The sequence below is a fragment of the Streptomyces yongxingensis genome (assembly GCF_055597465.1).
This window is the reverse complement of record NZ_CM145717.1, coordinates 5,346,600-5,367,780: the sequence shown is the minus strand read 5'-3', so window position 1 is coordinate 5,367,780 and position 21,181 is coordinate 5,346,600. Positions and strand designations below refer to the sequence as shown.

8 protein-coding genes and 2 rRNA genes are annotated in these 21,181 nt (G+C 69.2%); 7 read left to right on the top strand and 3 right to left on the bottom strand.

Features of this window, described 5'->3' with window-relative positions; genetic code table 11:
- Positions 1-54: 54 nt before the first annotated feature.
- Positions 55-1,518, bottom strand: coding sequence for an MFS transporter (locus tag ACZ6TD_RS22915; RefSeq protein WP_191068576.1), 1,464 nt, complete (start codon positions 1,516-1,518; stop codon positions 55-57).
- Between the two features lie 980 nt (positions 1,519-2,498).
- On the opposite strand from ACZ6TD_RS22915, the gene ACZ6TD_RS22910 reads away from it, so the two are divergent.
- Positions 2,499-4,586, top strand: coding sequence for an asparagine synthase-related protein (locus ACZ6TD_RS22910; RefSeq protein WP_471356914.1), 2,088 nt, complete (start codon positions 2,499-2,501; stop codon positions 4,584-4,586).
- Between the two features lie 286 nt (positions 4,587-4,872).
- Positions 4,873-8,784 carry an AfsR/SARP family transcriptional regulator gene (locus ACZ6TD_RS22905; RefSeq protein WP_471356911.1) on the top strand — a complete coding sequence of 1,304 codons (3,912 nt, stop codon included), beginning with the start codon at positions 4,873-4,875 and terminating at the stop codon, positions 8,782-8,784.
- A 135-nt stretch (positions 8,785-8,919) separates the two neighbouring features.
- Here ACZ6TD_RS22905 and ACZ6TD_RS22900 read toward each other — a convergent pair whose 3' ends face one another.
- The gene (locus ACZ6TD_RS22900) at positions 8,920-9,645 is read right to left on the bottom strand and encodes a TetR/AcrR family transcriptional regulator (RefSeq protein ID WP_471356908.1); all 726 of its coding nucleotides are present in this window, start codon (positions 9,643-9,645) and stop codon (positions 8,920-8,922) included.
- A gap of 369 nt (positions 9,646-10,014) precedes the next feature.
- Here ACZ6TD_RS22900 and ACZ6TD_RS22895 point away from each other — a divergent pair, with 369 nt between their 5' ends.
- On the top strand, positions 10,015-11,322 hold the full coding sequence (locus tag ACZ6TD_RS22895; protein ID WP_471357959.1) for an NAD(P)/FAD-dependent oxidoreductase: 1,308 nt from the start codon (positions 10,015-10,017) through the stop codon (positions 11,320-11,322).
- Positions 11,323-11,557: 235 nt separating this feature from the next.
- Entirely contained in the window at positions 11,558-13,513 is a 1,956-nt protein-coding gene (locus ACZ6TD_RS22890; protein WP_471356906.1) for an ATP-binding SpoIIE family protein phosphatase, read from the top strand.
- Between the two features lie 129 nt (positions 13,514-13,642).
- Here the strand turns inward: ACZ6TD_RS22890 and ACZ6TD_RS22885 are convergent, their stop codons facing one another.
- A complete protein-coding gene (locus ACZ6TD_RS22885) occupies positions 13,643-14,953 on the bottom strand; it encodes an MFS transporter (protein WP_471357955.1) in 1,311 nt (436 codons plus the stop codon).
- Between the two features lie 159 nt (positions 14,954-15,112).
- Here ACZ6TD_RS22885 and ACZ6TD_RS22880 point away from each other — a divergent pair, with 159 nt between their 5' ends.
- From ACZ6TD_RS22880 to ACZ6TD_RS22870, 3 genes are all read left to right on the top strand, one after another.
- Complete coding sequence (locus ACZ6TD_RS22880) at positions 15,113-15,664, top strand: MarR family winged helix-turn-helix transcriptional regulator (RefSeq protein WP_471356903.1); 552 nt, start codon at positions 15,113-15,115, stop codon at positions 15,662-15,664.
- A gap of 541 nt (positions 15,665-16,205) precedes the next feature.
- Positions 16,206-17,732 (top strand): 16S ribosomal RNA (locus ACZ6TD_RS22875).
- Between the two features lie 277 nt (positions 17,733-18,009).
- Positions 18,010-21,130 (top strand): 23S ribosomal RNA (locus ACZ6TD_RS22870).
- The 16S and 23S rRNA genes sit together here, the layout of an rRNA operon.
- The last annotated feature ends 51 nt before the right edge of the window (positions 21,131-21,181 follow it).

Below are 21,181 nucleotides of genomic sequence, written 5' to 3'. Positions count from 1 at the left end.
CTCCGATGTCGCTGGAATCCGCTCCCATGCCGCTCGCACCCGCCCCCGCGCCGCTCACGCCGGGGCCACCAGCAGCGGCCGGGCCTGCTCGCGCAACTCGGCGACGCGCGGCTCGTCGCGGTACGCCTCGAGGCGCCGCATCAGGTCGCGCACGTACTCCGTGGTGCGTGCGGACGAGATCCGGTTGGCGACCTCCACGGCACGGGCGCCCGCCGCGCAGGCCGCGTCCAGATTGCCGGACTCCAGTTCGGCGACGGCGGACACCACGAGCCGCAGCCCGTGCGACCGTACGAACTCCTCCGTCGGCCGGGCCAGCGCCTGCTCGGTGAAGCGCCGCACCTGGCGCGGCAGCCGGAGATCGCGATAGCACTCGGCGGCGTCGGCCGCGAACCGCTCATGGCTGTAGAAGTCGAGCCAGGACGGATCGGGGTCGCCCGCCCGCGAGCGCTCCAGCCAGCCTTCCGCGGACTTCAGGGCCGCCCCGCAGGCGGGCCCGTCCCCGGACTTGGCCTGGGCGCGCGCCTCCACGAGCCGGAAGAAGCTCATGGTGCGGGCGGTGGCCAGGCCGCGGTTGCGCTCCAGGGCGGCCTGGGCCAGGTCCACGCCCTCGTCGGCGAAGCCCCGGTAGGTGGCCTGGAGGCTCATCGACGCCAGCACATAGCCGCCCAGGGGGACGTCGGCCGCAGCGCGGGCGAGGCGCAGCGCCTGGATGTAGTACCGCTGCGCGGCCTCCTGCTGGCCGGTGTCGAAGGCCATCCACCCGGCGAGCCGGGTCAGTTCGGCGGTGGCGCCGAAGAGGGAGCGGCCGACCTCGTCGCTGTACGAGCCGAGCAGCAGGGGCGCCGCGTCCACCCGGAGGCATTCGGGGACCATGGACGAACGCCAGTCGCCGCCGCCGTACTTGGAGTCCCAACGGCGCGCGTCCTCGGCGGCCTCGCGCAGCTTGGTGACGTCACTGTGGCCGACGCGCTGCGGCGGTATGGCGTCCGGCGCCGCCGCGCCCGTGGTGCTCGCGGCGGTGGTTCCGTCCTCGGCGTCCTTGGGTTCGCGGGCCACCGAACTGTCGGCGGGGGATATGAGCCAGCGCGAGGCAGGGGTGGCGTACGCGCTTACTGAGAAAGATCCGGCCAGGCTCTGCCAGATGCCGACGCCGCCGCGCCGACCCGCGAGATCCAGCCGGTAGAGCTCGGTCGCGGAGCGGACGGCCTGGCCGATGTCGCGCGGGAAGGCAAGCCCGACCTCGGGGGCCGGATCGGCATCGGCCAGGCCGATCTCGTGCAGGGGGACGGGGCGGCCGAGTTTGCTCCCGATCGCAGCCGCAATGAGGTGTGGCGCGGCGCCTTGGGGCACCATGCCCTTGGACACCCAGCGCGCGACGGATGTCTTGTCGTAGCGAAGCGTCAGGCCACGCTGGGCGCCGAGGTCGTTGACTCTGCGCGCGAGCCCGGCATTGCTGATCCCCGCGAGGGCGAGAACGGTGCCGAGCTTTTCGTTCGGCCCGCGTGGCTCCCTGGACATGCGCACCCCTCGACAGCACCGACGGCCGCCCCGGCATAAGCGCGGGGCATTCGTAAACCCAGCGTAGTTCGCCGCATCCCGACCGTTAAGAGGTGGTGTCCCGGATGGCGAGATTCTTGTACGAACGGGCGTGCGGGGCGTGACGTGTGCTCCCGGTGTGTGTGGCTGTGCGCCCGTGTGTGCGCTCTGTCTCCGTCGCGGCGGGGACGTTTCGATGGGTCCTGCGTGGGTCGGCCCGCTGTACTGGATCCAGTGGGCTGGGGGACGCCGCCGCCTCATTCCCCGCGGGCGGCGGAACGGTCCGGGAGGCGAATGCCGCCTCCCGGACTGTCGTGTCGGGAGGCGCGAGAGGCGGAAGTTGAGTCCTTAGAGGTCGTCCGCAAGACCAACGAGAGCGCCACGGTGATTTGGCTGAATATCGCCCCTCACGGCCGGGCTCCCGCGTCGGGCCGGGGAGGGGGAGGCCCGACGCGGGAAGCCCTCTTCCCCATGGATCGCGCCCGGATTCGGTACGGATTCCGCCCAGTTACCCCCCGGAGCGGTGGGGCACCTAGCACATGCCGCGGATGTCGCCGCACGCGGTGGTCGTCGCGGCGCGGAGCCATAAGGCCCCCGGTGGTCTGCGGGTTGGCGCTCGATCGTCGCCTTTTCCGTGCGCCCCTTCGTGCGCCTCTTGTGCGCCGCTCCGCACACTCATCGATGCCCTTGCGCTCTTGTGCGCCCCAATCGTGGCAGCATGGGCCACGGCGGAACGGTGGGTCGCTACCGGCGGTGGTTCCCTCTGTGGGCTCCTTACGGATGCCTTCGTGAGAGGCGCCACCCCTGGGATCAACTCTGCGATTCCTGCGGTCATCTGTGGTCACAGGACATCCAGGAGATCCATGTTGTTGTCTGGTTCGATGCCGAAACCGTCAACATGCTGTGCATGATGGCACCTACTTCTTGGTTGCCCTGGATGCCCACAGCCTGTGGAGGCGGCGATGCGGTGGTTGGTGGGGTGGAGCAGTACCGCATCCGGCCCGGTCTCCTCGGAGGGCCGTGCGATCCAGCCGGTCGGCGCCCAACTCCTGTGGTCCGACCCCGATCCGCTGTGGGCGGTCGGTGACTGGCGCCCCGATGAGGTACGCGTCGTCCAGACCGACCCCTTCACCCGCCTCGCCGTCTTCGGCTGCTGCGGCGCATCCGACGAGGAGCTACGGGTGGGCCTGTTCGCCGCCCGTGGCGGCGCCCTGCGCCATCTGACCGCCTGGTCCGGCAGCTACACGGCCGTAGCCCAGGTCGGCCGCCGCGTCACCATCGCCGGCGACCTCGCGGGCGCCCGGCCCGTCTTCCACACCGACTGGGCCGGCGGCACCGCCTACGCCACGGCCGCGCTCCCGCTCGCCGACCTCATCGAGGCGCAGCTCGACGTCGGCCACCTCGGCGCACTGCTCGCCTGCCCCGACTCCCCGGAGGCCATGGGCGACGGCACGCCCTATATGGGCGTCAGACGCGTCCCCCCGGGCCATGCGCTGATCCTGCGCGACGGCGCCCGCGACATCACCGGCTACGAGCCCACCGCGTCCCTCGCCGTCGCCGCGCCCCCACTCGACCAGGACAAGGCCGTGGACGCGGTCCGGGACGCCCTCGTGGAGGCCGTACGGGCCCGGCTCACCGCCCCGCGCCACGCCCCCGAGACCGATGATCTCGACCCCGGCCCGGTGCCCGGCATGGGGCCCGCCGAGCGGCGGGCCGCCCGCGGCGCCCCGGCCCCCGGCATCGGCGCCGATCTGTCCGGAGGCAGCGCCTCCGCCACGCTCGCCCTGCTCGCCGCCGGTCTCCCCGGGATGCCCGGCACCCTCTTCGGGCACGGCACCGAGGCGGGCGAGCGGCTCCTGGCCGTCACCTTCAACGACCTCGCCACGGCGGGCGGCGCCCGCACCCGCGAGGCCGAACTCGAACGGGCCGGAGCCATCGCCGCCAATCCGCGGCTGCACCATGTGGTCGTCGCCGCGGGCGAGGAGGCCCTGCCGTACGCGGGCCTCGACACCGGCGCCCTCACCGACGAGCCCGGCCCCTCCCTCGTCATCGCCGAACGCCACCGGCGCCGGCTCGCGGCGGGCAGCGCCGACCACTTCATCGGGCACGGCGCCCGCCAGGTGCTCGACGCCCACCCCGCGCGCCTCGCGGACCTGCTGCTGGACCGCCGCAGACGCCATCTGCTGCGCCCCGCGACCGCGCTCGCCAAGGCCGACGGCCCCACCGCGCAGTCCTTCTTCGTGCCGTTCACGGTCTACCGGGCCGCGCGACGGCTGGCCCGCACCTCCTACCGCGACGGCGTCCAGGAGGCCGCCGCGCGCCTTATGGAGCGCCACTTCGCCGACGAGCAGGCGCTACACGGCCCCGGTGCCGTATCAGCCTCCCTCGCCGCCCTGACGTGGTGCCGCCCCGGGCCCGCCGCCCGCTGGCTCACCGGCGAGACGCTCGCCGAGGTGTCCGTCCGGCTGGAGGAGGCGGCCGTGCGCCCCGTACTGCTGCGACGCCCGGGGGAGCGCCGCGCCGACGCCGCCCTCGCCCGCTACGCGGCGGACCACCGCGTCTTCGAGCAGGCCGCCGAGATCCGCAGCCAGCGCCTGCACGCGCCCTTCCTCGACAACCAGGTCGTACGGGCCTGCCGCGCGCTCCCCGAAGCGCTTCGGGTGCAACCGGGGGCGCGCGCCGCGGTGCTGCGGTCGGTCCTCGCCGGAGCGGGCATCCGGGAGCTTCCCCCCGGCTGGGGAGCCACCTCCCACGCCGCCCACACCGCCGCCGTACGGACCGGCATGCGCACCTGGACGGGCGAGCTGATGACCCTCTTCGACGCGCCGCTGCTGGCCGACGCGGGCCTGATCGAGGCCCGTGTCGTCCGTAAGGCGCTGCGCGCCGCCGCACAGGGGGAGCGGCTGCCCCTGGACGGCCTGGCCGAGCTCGTCTCCACCGAAGTCTGGCTGCGGCGCCTGCTGGCCCGCCGCGGCACCTGCTGGACGGGCACGGCGGCGCCACGGCAGCGGGCGGTGGCGGGCGGAGTGGTGCCGCGGCCGAGCCTGTGACGGCTTCCGCACCGAGGCGGCACGAGGCCGCCTTGTGACACCTCGCCACGGGGAGTCCTACGGGACATGGCTCCTGGCGCCCGAGGAGCCGGGGTGCTTGCCGCGGGCCGGGACTCGGGTCTTACGCGGAACGAGAAGCCGACGTTCTTACGGGAACGAGAAGCCTTCGTCCTTACGGGGAACGAGAAGCCTTCGTCCTTACGGCGGACGAAAACGCATGGACCCCTCCGGCGCCGCTCCGCACCATCTCCCCAGCGGCAATCGGCGACCTAGGAGAATGGCCCCTGTGCGGTATCTGATCCTCGGCACCACCGAAGCGCGCGACGACCACGGCGACCCGCTCCCCCTCGGCGGCCCCCGGATCCGCGCGCTGCTCGCCGCGCTCGCCGTAAGGGCCGCACGCACCGCCCCGGCCTCCGTCGACGTCCTGATCGACGAGGTGTGGGCCGACGACCCTCCGCATGACGCGCCCGCCGCGCTCCAGGCGCTCGTCGGCCGGTTGCGCCGCGCCATCGGCAGGGACGCCGTCGTCTCCTCACCCGGCGGCTACCGCCTCGCGACCGCCGCTCCCCAGGACGACGTCGACCTGCTGCGCTTCGAGCGGCTGACGCACGAGGGCATACGCGCCCTGGACGCCGACGACCCGGAGACGGCCGCCGCCACCCTCCGTAAGGCGCTCGCCCTGTGGCGCGGCCCGGCCCTCGCCGACCTGCCGGACCGGGACGCGGCCGCCGCCCGCCCCGAGGCGCTCCGGCTGACCGCGCTGCACCGCCGGATCGACGCCGACCTCGCGCTCGACCGCCCCACGGACGTCATACCGGAGCTGCGCGAGCTCGTCGCGGACCATCCGCTCGACGAGACGTTCCACGCCCAGTTGATCCGCGCGCTGCGGGCGGCCGGTCACTCCGCCGACGCCCTCGCCGCGTACGAGGACGTCCGCCGGATCCTCGCCGACCGCCTCGGCACCGACCCGGGAGCGGAGCTCAAGGAGCTCCACAGACGGCTGCTGACGACGGACGCCGAGCCGGCCCGCCAAGAGCCGCGCGGCGGGGGGCCCACCGAGCAGGCCGCTCCGCCGAGGGCCGACGGCCATGAGGGGAGCGGGGGCGGAACCCGGGCGGACGGTACGGCGATCGACGGCCGCAGGGCGGCCAGGGGCGCGTTCGACGGCCGGGCCGGGGGCGGAGGAACCGACGGCGGGCCGGGAAGCCGCGCCGACGGCCGGGAGGCGGGCCCGCGCACCGCCGTGCCGCCTCCGCCGCACGGCAACCTCAGAGCCCGCCTCACCAGCTTCGTCGGCCGCCAGAAAGAGATCGGCGACATCCTCCGCGACCTGGAGGGCGCACGGCTGGTCACCCTCACGGGCCCCGGCGGCTCCGGTAAGACCCGGCTCTCCGAGGAGGCCGCCGCGACCGTGACGGAGGGCTACCCGGACGGCGTCTGGATCGCCGAACTCGCCCCGCTCGACCAGCCCTCCGCCGTCCCCGGCGCCGTCCTGAGCGCGGTCGGCCGACGCGAGACCATGCTGCTCGCCTCCGGGCTCGAGAGCCGCACGACGGGCGCGGACGGCGGGGACCCGACCAGTCGGCTCGTCGAGTACTGCGCCGACCGCCGGCTGCTGCTCCTGCTCGACAATTGCGAGCACGTCGTCGACACCGCGGCCCGGCTCACCGAGACCCTGCTCGCGCACTGCCCGGGAGTGACCGTGCTCGCCACCAGCCGGGAGCCGCTGGGGGTGCCCGGCGAGACCGTAAGGCCGGTGGAGCCGCTGCCGCCCGCCCCCGCCCACCAGCTGTTCGCCGAGCGCGCCGCCACCGTACGGCCCGGCTTCGACCCGGCGGCGGACCCGGACACGGCGGCCGCGGTCGCGGAGATCTGCCGCCGCCTGGACGGTCTGCCGCTGGCGATCGAGCTGGCCGCGGCGCGGCTGCGGCTGCTGACCCCACGCCAGATCGCGGACCGGCTGGACGACCGCTTCCGCCTGCTGACCAGCGGCAGCAGAACCGCGCTGCCCCGCCAGCAGACCCTGCGGGCCGTCGTCGAGTGGTCCTGGGACCTCCTCGACGAGCGTGAGCGCACCGTGCTGCGCCGTGCCTCGGTCTTCGCGGGCGGATGGACTCTGTCAGCGGCCGAGGCGGTGTGCGCGGACGCCGCGCCCGGCGCGAGCACCCTTACGGACGGCACGGACGGTACGGACCACACGGACGGGGACGACACGGACACCGATGGCGTCAACGAGGACGGCGTCGGCATCCACGGCACCCTTACGGACGCGATGGCGGGCACGCCGGAGCCCGGCGACACGGTTGCGCGTGCCGGGACGCGCGCCCCCACGCGCTCTCATACGCGTCCCCATACCAGGATCGCGCCCGCCGAGGTGCTGGAGCTGCTCGGGGCCCTGGTCGACAAGTCGCTGCTGATCGTCGACCATCCCTCGCACGGTGCGGCGGCGGAGTCCTCCGGTCCGGCGGGCGGGGAGCCCCGCTACCGGATGCTGGAGACCATCAACGAGTACGTCGGCGAGCGCGCCGCCGAGGACGCCGCGGCCCGCGCCGACCACAAGGCCGCCGTGGCCCGTCACACCGCCCACTTCCGGGACTTCATCCGCACCGCCGAGCCCCGTCTGCGCTCCGCCGGACAACTGCCCTGGCTGCGCCTCGTCGAGACCGACCTGGACAACATCCGGGCAGCGCTGCACCGCTCCCTGACCACCGCGGACGAGGGCACCGTCTTCGCGCTCATCCGCGACTTGGCATGGTTCTGGTGGCTGCGCAACTACCGGGACGAGGGCGCCGCATGGGTCGGCCGTGCCCTGGCCCTGGAGAGCCGCCCCCACGGCACGGGCGGCGAGGCGGACCGGGCACCGGGCGGCAGCCATCCCCTCGACCAGTTCCCGCTCATCCCGGCCCGGGTTCCGGACGGCGAGGACGGCGTCGACGAGGAAGCCACCCGGTACTGGCAGTTCATGGACCTGCGGCTGCTGCTCTTCTTCCTGCTCGCCGAGCAGGGCACCGGCCCCGATCTGGGCGACCCCGAGATCCGGGACGCCGCCATACGCATGCGCGACGCCTACGCGAGCCATCCAGGGCCCCGCAGCGCGTGCTTCCCTGGTCTGCTGTGGCCGTTCACGGCCTTCGTCATCGAGGGTTTCAGCGGCGAGATACTGCCGCTCATGGACCGGACCGTGGCCGGCTGCCGGGCCCACGGCGACGACTGGGCGCTCGGCGTCGCGCTGATGTACCGCACTCACCTCGCCATCGACATGCCGGGCGGCGTCGAGAGCGCCGGCGACGACCTGGCCGAGCTGCGCGAGCTGGCCGCCCGCGTCGGCGACCGCTGGATGCTCGCCCAGGCGGAGGGCGCGCGCGGCGAGATCGCCACCCATCGCGGCCGGTTCGGCGAGGCGAGGGCCGCCTATGAGAAGGCGACGCGGCTCGCGCAGGAGCTCGGCGCCCACACCGAGGTGCCCTTCCTCTACACCCGCCTCGCCGATCTCGCCCTCCACGAGAGGGACGTGAAGGGCGCGCTGAGGCTGGTGGAGCGCTCCGAGGAGGCGGCGGAGCGCTGCGGCACCCAGGATGTGCGGGCCTTCAACCACATCGTGCGCAGCGAGGCTGAGCTGTCGCGCGGTGATCTGGCGCAGGCCAGGACGCATTGCGACGCCGCGCGGGAGCTCGCGCTGCGTGGCCCCGCGCCGCGGCAGTTCTGGGTCGTGGCCAATGGTCTGGACGGCCGTATCACCGGCCTGGAGGGCGATCTGGCCGGCGGACTGCGCGCGCTGCGGAACACGCTGCGCGAGGGCCTCGCGGTGAACTCCATGGAGCTGCTGCTGGCCCATCAGGCGGAGTCGGCGGCCGAGCTCCTGGCGGGATGCGGACAGGAGCGGCTCGCCGCGCGGCTGCTGGGCGCCGCCGACGGCTGGCGCGGTCGGCTGCCGCGCTCACCGCTGGTGGCCGGGGACGTCGGCGCGACCGTGGCGCGCGCGAGCGAGGCACTGGGCCGGGACGCGGTGGAGAAGCTGCGCACCGAGAGCACGACCCTGACCCCCGAGAACGCCCTCTGCCTGCTCGACGAGGCGCTGAGCTCTCTCGACGCTACAGATACTCCCGAGACCCCCGACACCATCGGCACCCGGGCCGAGGGCGCCGACCGGGCCGAGGCCGCCGGCCGGGACGCCGCACCGCCCCCCGCCCGCTGACGCGGGCACGAGCAGGTGCAACGCCCCGGCCGACCGTCACATGTCGTCACTCGTACGGAGGAGGCGAGACGCGCCGCTCACCCCCTGGAACCGACGCGCGCAGACGAGCACATGTCTCGCTCCGGGCCGACGGCATCACCCCATGGGGCGCGACCGCAACCCGTCCAGCAGGATGTCCAGCAGCCGGGCCGACGCCGCCGCCTGCTGTGCCGCGTCCGGCAGCGAGGGCGCCGCCGTGGCGATCACCAGCAGCACATCGGCGACCGTCACATCCGGGCGCAGCTCGCCCGCTGCCCGTGCCCGCTCCACCAGTTGCCCGACGACCTCCAGCAGCGCCGCGGCGCCCGCGTCGTCCGGCTCGTCCTCAGGTGCCAACGGCCGCTCGACCAGCCGGAGCTCGGGCTGAGCCGGTGCGGCTAACGCCGCCTGCCGCTGCTGCGGCAGCCGGATCTCGGTCTCCACGTCGACCCCGACCCGCAGCACCTGCGGCGGCAGCAGCCGGCCCGCGCCGGACGCCACCGAGGTGCGCAGGAACCGGGCCAGCGCCGACCACGGCTCGTTCTCCTGACCCAGCGCCGCCCGCGCCTGATCGGTCAGTCTTGCCGTCTCCTCCTCGGCTATCCGGCGCACCAGCACGTCCTTGCTGGGGAACCGCCGATAGACGGTGCCCACCCCGACCCGCGCCCGGCGCGCCACGTCTTCCATCGGAGCCCCGTACCCCAGCTCACCGAAGACCTCGCGCGCCGCCCGCAGGACGTGCTCCAGATTGCGTTGCGCGTCCACGCGCAGCGGTGTGTTCCGTCCGCCGTTTCCGTCCGACGACGCGACGGCTGCGGACCATGACGAACCCTGAAGGTGCATAAGTGATCCCCCGGTAATGATGTCTCCCCCCGGAGACTCCCCGCCCAGACTGTCGAGGCAGTCACAACCCCGACGAAGTACGAACATAGTTGAGCGCAGGTCAAGAAAGAAGAGGGTAGCTCGGGACAGAACGCCCCCCGATCAGAGCAGCGGACCGCCTCTTTCCGACCATCCGCCCGCTTGCCCCCACCTATCCCGGGGCTGACCTGCGGACATTTCGTACGTGTAACCGATTCCGCGGCTCGGGGCCGAGCGAGCCGTCCGGTCACACAATTCGTCGGGCCTGTGGACAAACCGCGGTCGCGCGTGCCTCATGGGAGGGTGAAGGAACCAGCGCGCATTCTCGTTGTCGGTGGTGGCTACGTCGGGATGTACGCCGCGCTGCGCCTCCAGCGAAAGCTGAAGCGGGAGCTGAGGCACGGCGGCGTGCAGGTCATCGTTGTCGACCCCGAGCCGTATATGACCTACCAGCCGTTCCTGCCCGAGGCGGCGGCCGGATCGATCTCGCCCCGCCATGTGGTGGTGCCGTTGCGGCGGGTCCTGCCCGACTGCACGGTCGTCATCGGCGAGGCCACCGCGATCCACCACGGCAAACGCACCGCGACCGTGAGAACCCTCGCCACGGAGGAAGAGGGCACCGGCACGGTCGACATCCACTACGACGAGCTGGTGCTGGCCCCCGGGTCCGTCTCCCGCGCCCTCCCGGTCCCCGGCCTCGCCGAGTTCGGCATCGGCTTCAAGACCGTCGAGGAGGCCATCGGCCTGCGCAACCACGTCCTCGAGCAGTTGGACATCGCCTCCTCGACCCGGGATCCGGACGTCCGCGACGCGGCGCTGACGTTCGTCTTCGTCGGTGGCGGATACGCGGGCGTCGAGGCGCTCGGCGAACTGGAGGACATGGCCCGGTACGCCGTCCGCTACTACCACAACATCGCCCCCGAAGACCTGAAGTGGATCCTCGTCGAGGCCACCGACCGGATCCTTCCGGAGGTCGGCGAGGAGATGGGCAAGTACGCCGTCCGGGAGCTGCGCGGCCGCAACATCGACGTCCGGCTGGAGACCCGCCTGGACTCCTGCGTCGACCGGATCGCCGCACTGAGTGACGGCTCGCGCTTCCCCACCCGCACGCTCGTGTGGACCGCGGGCGTGAAACCGCACCCGATCCTCGCCTCCACCGATCTGCCCCTGAACGAGCGCGGCCGGCTCACATGCACCGCGGCGCTCCAGGTCGAGGGCGTGGAGCACGCCTGGTCGGCCGGGGACGCCGCGGCGGTGCCGGACCTGACGGCCGACCGGCCCGGTGCGGAGTGCGCCCCCAACGCACAGCACGCCGTGCGCCAGGCCAAGGTCCTCGCCGAGAACGTGGCCGCCGCGCTCGCGGGTCAGCCGCTCACGGACTACGCGCACAAGTACGCGGGCTCCGTGGCCTCCCTGGGGCTCCACAGAGGCGTCGCACACGTCTACGGGCGCAAGTTGAAGGGCTACCCGGCGTGGTTCATGCACCGCGTCTACCACCTCAGCCGGGTGCCGACGTTCAACCGTAAGGCACGCGTGCTGGCCGAATGGATTCTGTCGGGGCTGTTCAAACGCGAGATCGTCTCGCTGGGGTCGCTGGAGAACCCGCGCGCCGAGTTCAAACTCGCCGCGGACACCGGTCGCCATCCCGAGGCCAGTTGAGCCGATCGGGGCGGAGCCGGGAACTCCCCTCCCACGATCGGCGTCTCACGGATGTCAGTCCGGTCGGCCACACTGGTCGTGTGACCATGGGTGGGCTCGTATCTGCAAAGAGTGACAATCGCGAGGATTCGGAAGTTTGCTGCATTCCCCTGGGGGCCGTCCCCCGTACCCGCACCCATCTCCCCGATCCCGCGCCGGCGCGCCGCTCAGCCACCACCCCACGAGGTAATCCGCAGTGAACTTCACGCGCTGGAGCGCCCGGCTCCCCCGAACCCAGCGACGCATCGCCGCCCGGGCAGACCGCGGTGCGCGGCGGCCGAAGCCCGCGGCCGCCGCGGGCGGCGGCTCCGTCCCGGCGGCCCGGGGCGAGAGCGCCGACCCCTCCGGGCGCGGCGAGCCTCCCGCCGCGGCCCCTTCCGACGCCGCGCCGCCCGCCGCCGTGCCGACCCTCGACGGGCTGTCCGCCCATGACCTCCTCGGCCAGGTACCGGCGCTGGTCGCGGTGGTCTACGGCCCCGAGCACCGCATCGCCTATCTCAACGACACCTATGTCGAGCTCTTCGGCTCCCGGACCCCGGGCACACCCGCCGGCCAGGCCCTGCCCGAGCTGAGGGAGCTGGGGCTGCTGCCCCTCATGGACCAGGTCCTGCGCAGCGGCAAGCCCCGTACGGTCAAGTCCCGGCGGGTGCCCGCGGGCGGCCCGGCGACCACACCCGGGCCGCGGCAGGAGGGCGCGGTCCCCGGCCCCGGCCGGTCCCGCCACGGCTACTACACCTTCACCTGCTCCCCGATCGAGATGGCCGCGCCGAAGGCCGTCGCCCCCGCGCAGCCGGCGGACGAGCGGGCGGGGGAGGGGGCGGCCGTGGACGGATCGCCGGTGGACGGAACGCCGGTGGACGGCTCGATCCGGGAAGGCGCCGTCCGTAAGGCCGTCGCCGTGCCGGAGGCGGTCGCCATCGAGACCGTCGACACCGACACCGACGCGGTCACCGAGCCGGTCCGCGGTGTGCTCGTCTTCGGCACCGACGTCACCGACCAAGTCGAATCCGCGGAGCGGCTGCGCGCCGGCGAGCGCCTCCAGCGCGAGGCCGCCGTCACGCTCCAGCGCAGCCTCCTCCCCCAGGGGCTGGAGCAGCCCGACGATCTGCGGGTGGCCGCCACCTATCAGCCCGGCGGCACCGACGCGGCGGTGGGCGGCGACTGGTACGACGTCATCACCCTGGGCGCCGGCCGCACCGCCCTCGTCATCGGCGACGTCATGGGCCGCGGTGTGCGGGCGGCCGCCGTCATGGGTCAGCTGCGCACCGCCGTCCGCGCCTACGCCCGGCTCGACCTCCCGCCGCACGAGGTCCTGCAGCTCCTCGACGGCCTGGCCGCAGAGATCGACCCCCACCAGATCGCCACGTGCGTCTACGCTGTCCACGACCCCAATGAGAACCGCCTCGTCTACGCCTCCGCGGGCCATCTGCCGATCCTGGTCCGCGACCCGGACGGCACCGTGCGCCGCGCCTCCGAGCCCACCGGGCCGCCCCTCGGCACCGGCGGCTGGGTGCACACCACCGGCTCGGTCCCGCTCGGCCCCGGGGCCAGCGCGGTCCTCTACACCGACGGTCTGGTGGAGCGGCGGGACAAGGACATCTACGACGGTGTGGCCGCGCTGGAGCGCGTCTTCGCGGGCGCGACCGGCTCGCCCCAGGTGATGTGCGACCGCCTCATCAGGGCCCTGGGCATCACCGCGGAGCACGACGACGATGTGGCGGTGCTGGTCCTCCAGCACCCCGCCCGTACGGGGCATGACGCGGAGCTCTTCCACAACGCCGCGCTGGAGCTCCTCGGCGGGGTGGAAGCCGCACCGCGCGCCCGGGCCTTCGCCTCAGGGGTCCTCGCCAGCTGGCGCTTCCCCATGGAGCTGCGCGATCTGGGCGTGCTCGCCGCCAGCGAGCTCGTCGCCAACTCCCTCCAGCACGGCACGCCGCCCATGCGGCTGCGGCTGCGCCGCACCGACCGCCGCCTGATCATCGAGGTGACGGACGGCGATGAGCATCTGCCGCGCCGCCGCCGGGCCGAACCGGTGGACGAGGCCGGGCGCGGAATCTCCATCGTCGCGACCATCGCCTCGTCCTGGGGCTCACGCCGCACACCGGGCGGCGGCAAGGCGGTGTGGTGCGAGTTCGCCCTGCCGGTGGGCTAACTCCACGGTGGTCGGGAAGCACGGGCCCGAGCGGGGACACGACCACCCCCGACCGACCGATCGCCCTGGCACGGCGGAGCCGACTGGTTCCTTCGCCGCGCCAGGGCGATGGCGGAGTGGACGGGCCGCTCAGGCCGCGGTGGTCACCTCGTCGGACGAGGCCGCCCGCGGCGCGGGCACCGCGGCCCCGGCGACCGCCCGCAGCGGATTGTCCTGCTCGGCCGTGAGCCGCCTGCCGAGCATCAGCGCGAGCGCGGTGATGCCGAGCGAGCAGACGATCAGCGTCACGATGTACGCCCCGTACAGCCCGGCGCCCGCCATCAGCCCGCCGGCCGCCGGACCCACCGCCAGGGCCAGCTGCTTGACGAGCGCAAACGCCGAGTTGTACTGACCGAGTGCCGACGACGGCGCCAGATCGGCGACCAGCGGCGCGACGGTCGGCGACAGCATGGCCTCACCGAGCCCGAAGAGCGCGTACGCCGAGATGATCGCGGTGACGCCGACGGCCTGGCTCCCGGGTATCAGCCCGGCGGTCCCGGCGGCGCACCACGCCACCGTCCAGACCAGCCCGACCAGCGCCATCACCCGGCTGCGCCGGCGCCGCTCGACCAGCTTGAGCACGACGAACTGCGCCAGCACGATCGCCGCCGTGTTCGCGGCCAGGGCGATGCCCAGCATCGACGGCGATATCCGGGCGACATCCACCGCGAACGCCGACAGCCCGGACTCGAACTGGCCGTAGCAGGCGAAGAACATGACGAAGCCCAGCACGCACAGCTGCACCATGGCGCGGTGGCCGAGCAGGGCACGCCAGCCGCCGGAGCCGCCGAGCTGCTCATCGACGGTCGGCACCGGGTCGTCGAACACCGGCGTCCGCTCCAGCCTTACGGTCGCCACCGCCGCGCCGAGCACCAGGAACATCACCGCGTCGATCGCGAAGAGCCGCACAAAGCTGGAGGCGGCGGAGGTGTCCACGAGCAGCCCACCGAGCAGCCCGCCGACGCCGAGGCCCAGATTGCCGAGGAAGAACTGGGTGGCGAAGGCCCGCGACCGGGTCGTCGGTGTCGAGCACCAGACGATCAGCGTGGCCAGCGCCGGCTGTATGGCCGCCATGCCCGCGCCCAGCACTCCGGCCGCGGTGATGACCAGCGGCTCGCTCGACGCCAGGCCGAGCCCCATCGATCCGACAGCGGCGGCGACCGCGCCCGCGACGGCAACGGACTGCGGCCCTCGCCGGTCGATCACCCGACCGATGAAGGGCAGCACGGCAAGCGCGGCCACGGCGAACGTCGCGAGCACCATGCCCGCGGTATTCGCACCGAGGTCCCGCACCCGCGCCACATAGACGAAGAGGAACGGGACCGTGAAGCCGTTGCCGAACGCGCTCAGCGCGTTGCCCAGCTGGATACGGCGCAGCGCTGCGCCCATCGCGGTGGTCACACTCACCTACCTAGGTCGAGGAGGGTCAAAGGACAACGGGCCTGACCTGCGGGTCAGCCCGGAGGATCGATGTCTGAAGACTTCGAAGCTAAACTTCAACGCTTAAGAGTACAGAGCGAAGGACTTCAGCGCCAATGAGTTTCGTGTCATGCTCTTCACATGGCCGAGACCCCCGACCCCGACGACCTGCTGAGCCTCGAAGAGCAGATCGCGGCCTACCAGCGCGAGTTCCAGGACCTGGACCCTCAGGTGGAACAGGTCGTCAGCGCGCTCAGCCGGCTCACCCGGCGAATGAACGTCGCATATGGCCGCCAGTCGGCCACGCTGGGGATCAGCAACTCCGAATGGGAGGTCCTCAAGGTGCTCGTCCTGTCCGGGGCTCCGTACCGCCTGGGCCCCGGCGACCTGGCCAAGCGGCTGGGCCTCACCCCCGCCGCCATGACCCACCGCATCGATCGCATGGTGAACGAGGGTCTGGTCACCCGTGAGCGTGATGCGGACAACCGCGTCCGCGTCATCGTCGAGCTGACCCCCGACGGCCGGGAGAAGTGGGTCGAGGCGATGCGCCAGGCCACGGTCTTCGAGGCGGACCTTCTCCAGGACCTCTCCAGCGAGGAGCGCGGAGCCCTCGGCGAGATGCTCACTCGTGTGCTGCGCCGGGTGGAGGAGGCACAGCCCGACGCCGAGGGGCGGCTGAGCGGCCTCGACTGAGGCATTCGGCCTAGGCGAGGTTGACACGGGTCCGGGCGATCCGTAATGTACTCCGAGCTGCCACGGAGCCGTAATGGTTCTCCGGTCAGCACTCGAGCCGCACCGGCGGCAAACCACTCTTGTACGGCCCCTCATCGGGATGGATTTCGGCATGCCGGAATTCGGACCGGGGAACTCGATTATGAGCATCCGGGGGAATCCGCTAAAGTAGTGGACACGCCGGAAGGCGCGAAAGACTCCGCTCCAGCAGGGGGCCGGAAACGGAATTCGGATCGGAAACGACCGGAAATCGGATCTGGTAAGGTTGGAAACACCGAAGGGAAGCGCCCGGAGAAGCCGGTGAAACGGTTTCGAAGGAAGCGTCCGTTCCTTGAGAACTCAACAGCGTGCCAAAAGTCAACGCCAGATATGTTGATACCCCGTCCTTCTTGGACGAGGTTCCTTTGAAGAAACACAACAGCGAGGATGCTGTGGACGGTCCGGGTTATTCCTCCGGTTCCGTTCCGCTCTCGTGATGTGTTGCCGGGATAGCCCGGAAGCATTCACGGAGAGTTTGATCCTGGCTCAGGACGAACGCTGGCGGCGTGCTTAACACATGCAAGTCGAACGATGAACCGGTTTCGGCCGGGGATTAGTGGCGAACGGGTGAGTAACACGTGGGCAATCTGCCCTGCACTCTGGGACAAGCCCTGGAAACGGGGTCTAATACCGGATATGACTACCGACCGCATGGTCTGGTGGTGGAAAGCTCCGGCGGTGCAGGATGAGCCCGCGGCCTATCAGCTTGTTGGTGGGGTGATGGCCTACCAAGGCGACGACGGGTAGCCGGCCTGAGAGGGCGACCGGCCACACTGGGACTGAGACACGGCCCAGACTCCTACGGGAGGCAGCAGTGGGGAATATTGCACAATGGGCGCAAGCCTGATGCAGCGACGCCGCGTGAGGGATGACGGCCTTCGGGTTGTAAACCTCTTTCAGCAGGGAAGAAGCGCAAGTGACGGTACCTGCAGAAGAAGCGCCGGCTAACTACGTGCCAGCAGCCGCGGTAATACGTAGGGCGCAAGCGTTGTCCGGAATTATTGGGCGTAAAGAGCTCGTAGGCGGCTTGTCGCGTCGGATGTGAAAGCCCGGGGCTTAACCCCGGGTCTGCATTCGATACGGGCAGGCTAGAGTTCGGTAGGGGAGATCGGAATTCCTGGTGTAGCGGTGAAATGCGCAGATATCAGGAGGAACACCGGTGGCGAAGGCGGATCTCTGGGCCGATACTGACGCTGAGGAGCGAAAGCGTGGGGAGCGAACAGGATTAGATACCCTGGTAGTCCACGCCGTAAACGTTGGGAACTAGGTGTGGGCGACATTCCACGTTGTCCGTGCCGCAGCTAACGCATTAAGTTCCCCGCCTGGGGAGTACGGCCGCAAGGCTAAAACTCAAAGGAATTGACGGGGGCCCGCACAAGCGGCGGAGCATGTGGCTTAATTCGACGCAACGCGAAGAACCTTACCAAGGCTTGACATACGCCGGAAACACTCAGAGATGGGTGCCCCCTTGTGGTCGGTGTACAGGTGGTGCATGGCTGTCGTCAGCTCGTGTCGTGAGATGTTGGGTTAAGTCCCGCAACGAGCGCAACCCTTGTTCTGTGTTGCCAGCATGCCTTTCGGGGTGATGGGGACTCACAGGAGACTGCCGGGGTCAACTCGGAGGAAGGTGGGGACGACGTCAAGTCATCATGCCCCTTATGTCTTGGGCTGCACACGTGCTACAATGGCCGGTACAATGAGCTGCGAAGCCGTGAGGTGGAGCGAATCTCAAAAAGCCGGTCTCAGTTCGGATTGGGGTCTGCAACTCGACCCCATGAAGTCGGAGTCGCTAGTAATCGCAGATCAGCATTGCTGCGGTGAATACGTTCCCGGGCCTTGTACACACCGCCCGTCACGTCACGAAAGTCGGTAACACCCGAAGCCGGTGGCCCAACCCTTGTGGAGGGAGCCGTCGAAGGTGGGACTGGCGATTGGGACGAAGTCGTAACAAGGTAGCCGTACCGGAAGGTGCGGCTGGATCACCTCCTTTCTAAGGAGCACATGGCCGACTGCAAGCAAGTGTCTTGCACGGTTGCTCATGGGTGGAACGTTGACTATTCGGCACACTTGACCTGCTCTGGTCGCTAGTACTGCTTCGGCGTGGAACGTGAGATGGAGGGTTGAGGGTGTCGGGCACGCTGTTGGGTGTCTGAGGGTACGGGCCATGGGTCTGTCCTTCGGGCCGGTCCCGGTGTACTGCACGGTGAGTGTGGGTGACGGGGTACGGGTCGTTGTTTGAGAACTGCACAGTGGACGCGAGCATCTGTGGCCAAGTTTTTAAGGGCGCACGGTGGATGCCTTGGCACCAGGAACCGATGAAGGACGTGGGAGGCCGCGATAGGCCCCGGGGAGCTGTCAACCGAGCTGTGATCCGGGGGTGTCCGAATGGGGAAACCCGGCAGTCGTCATGGGCTGTCACCCATACCTGAACACATAGGGTATGTGGAGGGAACGCGGGGAAGTGAAACATCTCAGTACCCGCAGGAAGAGAAAACAACCGTGATTCCGGGAGTAGTGGCGAGCGAAACTGGATGAGGCTAAACCGTATGTGTGTGATACCCGGCAGGGGTTGCGCATGCGGGGTTGTGGGTTCGTACTTCAGTCGTCTGCCGGCGGCTGGGTGAGTCAGAAATTGTTGATGTAGGCGAAGGGCATGCGAAAGGCCCGGCGTAGAGGGTAAGACCCCCGTAGCTGAAATGTCAGCAACTTGCTTGTGCGATACCCAAGTAGCACGGGGCCCGAGAAATCCCGTGTGAATCTGGCGGGACCACCCGCTAAGCCTAAATATTCCCTGGTGACCGATAGCGGATAGTACCGTGAGGGAATGGTGAAAAGTACCGCGGGAGCGGAGTGAAATAGTACCTGAAACCGTGTGCCTACAAGCCGTGGGAGCGTCGCCGTGTTCTTTGGAGCACGGTCGTGACTGCGTGCCTTTTGAAGAATGAGCCTGCGAGTTTGCGGTGTGTTGCGAGGTTAACCCGTGTGGGGAAGCCGTAGCGAAAGCGAGTCCGAATAGGGCGGTTTAGTAGCGCGCTCAAGACCCGAAGCGGAGTGATCTAGCCATGGGCAGGTTGAAGCGGAGGTAAGACTTCGTGGAGGACCGAACCCACCAGGGTTGAAAACCTGGGGGATGACCTGTGGTTAGGGGTGAAAGGCCAATCAAACTCCGTGATAGCTGGTTCTCCCCGAAATGCATTTAGGTGCAGCGTCGTGTGTTTCTTGCCGGAGGTAGAGCACTGGATAGGCGATGGGCCCTACCGGGTTACTGACCTTAGCCAAACTCCGAATGCCGGTAAGTGAGAGCGCGGCAGTGAGACTGTGGGGGATAAGCTCCATGGTCGAGAGGGAAACAGCCCAGAGCATCGACTAAGGCCCCTAAGCGTACGCTAAGTGGGAAAGGATGTGGAGTCGCAGAGACAACCAGGAGGTTGGCTTAGAAGCAGCCATCCTTGAAAGAGTGCGTAATAGCTCACTGGTCAAGTGATTCCGCGCCGACAATGTAGCGGGGCTCAAGCGTACCGCCGAAGTCGTGTCATTGCAGCATGACCCCTAACGGGGGCTGTGATGGGTAGGGGAGCGTCGTGTGCCGGGTGAAGCAGCCGTGTAAGCGAGTTGTGGATGGTTCACGAGTGAGAATGCAGGCATGAGTAGCGATACACACGTGAGAAACGTGTGCGCCGATTGACTAAGGGTTCCTGGGTCAAGCTGATCTGCCCAGGGTAAGTCGGGACCTAAGGCGAGGCCGACAGGCGTAGTCGATGGACAACCGGTTGATATTCCGGTACCCGCTTTGAAGCGTCAACGCTGAATCAGGCGATGCTAAGGCCGTGAAGCCGCCCTGGATCCTTCGGGTGAAGGGGAGTGGTGGAGCCGCCGGACCAGACTTGTAGTAGGTGAGTGATGGGGTGACGCAGGAAGGTAGTCCAGCCCGGGCGGTGGTTGTCCCGGGGTAAGGGTGTAGCCCGAGGGGTAGGTAAATCCGTCCCTCATTTAAGGGTGAGACCTGATGCCGAGCCGATTGTGGTGAAGTGGATGATCCTATGCTGTCGAGAAAAGCCTCTAGCGAGTTTCATGGCGGCCCGTACCCTAAACCGACTCAGGTGGTCAGGTAGAGAATACCGAGGCGTTCGGGTGAACTATGGTTAAGGAACTCGGCAAAATGCCCCCGTAACTTCGGGAGAAGGGGGGCCATTGCTGGTGATGGGATTTTCTCCTTGAGCTGGTGGTGGCCGCAGAGACCAGCGAGAAGCGACTGTTTACTAAAAACACAGGTCCGTGCGAAGCCGTAAGGCGATGTATACGGACTGACGCCTGCCCGGTGCTGGAACGTTAAGGGGACCGGTTAGTGGGGTTTCGATCCCGCGAAGCTGAGAACTTAAGCGCCAGTAAACGGCGGTGGTAACTATAACCATCCTAAGGTAGCGAAATTCCTTGTCGGGTAAGTTCCGACCTGCACGAATGGCGTAACGACTTCTCGACTGTCTCAACCATAGGCCCGGTGAAATTGCATTACGAGTAAAGATGCTCGTTTCGCGCAGCAGGACGGAAAGACCCCGGGACCTTTACTATAGCTTGATATTGGTGTTCGGTTCGGCTTGTGTAGGATAGGTGGGAGACTGTGAAGCATTGACGCCAGTTAGTGTGGAGTCGTTGTTGAAATACCACTCTGGTCGTGCTGGATGTCTAACCTGGGTCCGTGATCCGGATCAGGGACAGTGTCTGGTGGGTAGTTTAACTGGGGCGGTTGCCTCCTAAAGGGTAACGGAGGCGCCCAAAGGTTCCCTCAGCCTGGTTGGCAATCAGGTGTTGAGTGTAAGTGCACAAGGGAGCTTGACTGTGAGACCGACGGGTCGAGCAGGGACGAAAGTCGGGACTAGTGATCCGGCGGTGGCTTGTGGAAGCGCCGTCGCTCAACGGATAAAAGGTACCCCGGGGATAACAGGCTGATCTTCCCCAAGAGTCCATATCGACGGGATGGTTTGGCACCTCGATGTCGGCTCGTCGCATCCTGGGGCTGGAGTCGGTCCCAAGGGTTGGGCTGTTCGCCCATTAAAGCGGTACGCGAGCTGGGTTTAGAACGTCGTGAGACAGTTCGGTCCCTATCCGCTGTGCGCGTAGGAGTCTTGAGAAGGGCTGTCCCTAGTACGAGAGGACCGGGACGGACGAACCTCTGGTGTGCCAGTTGTTCTGCCAAGGGCATGGCTGGTTGGCTACGTTCGGGAGGGATAACCGCTGAAAGCATCTAAGCGGGAAGCCTGCTTCGAGATGAGGGCTCCCACCCACGTGATGGGTTAAGGCTCCCAGTAGACGACTGGGTTGATAGGCCAGATATGGAAGCCGGGTGACCGGTGGAGTTGACTGGTACTAATAGGCCGAGGGCTTGTCCTCAGGTGCTCGCGTCCACTGTGTTGGTTCTGAAGCAATGAACCGTCTGACCCC

What these genes read in the sequence shown, in the direction of transcription:
- ACZ6TD_RS22915 (WP_191068576.1), bottom strand. Translation starts at nt 1,518, where the DNA reads ATGTCCAGGGAGCCACGCGGGCCGAACGAAAAGCTCGGCACCGTTCTC.
- ACZ6TD_RS22910 (WP_471356914.1), top strand. Translation starts at nt 2,499, where the DNA reads ATGCGGTGGTTGGTGGGGTGGAGCAGTACCGCATCCGGCCCGGTCTCC.
- ACZ6TD_RS22880 (WP_471356903.1), top strand. Translation starts at nt 15,113, where the DNA reads ATGGCCGAGACCCCCGACCCCGACGACCTGCTGAGCCTCGAAGAGCAG.
- ACZ6TD_RS22900 (WP_471356908.1), bottom strand. Translation starts at nt 9,645, where the DNA reads ATGCACCTTCAGGGTTCGTCATGGTCCGCAGCCGTCGCGTCGTCGGAC.
- ACZ6TD_RS22895 (WP_471357959.1), top strand. Translation starts at nt 10,015, where the DNA reads ATGTACGCCGCGCTGCGCCTCCAGCGAAAGCTGAAGCGGGAGCTGAGG.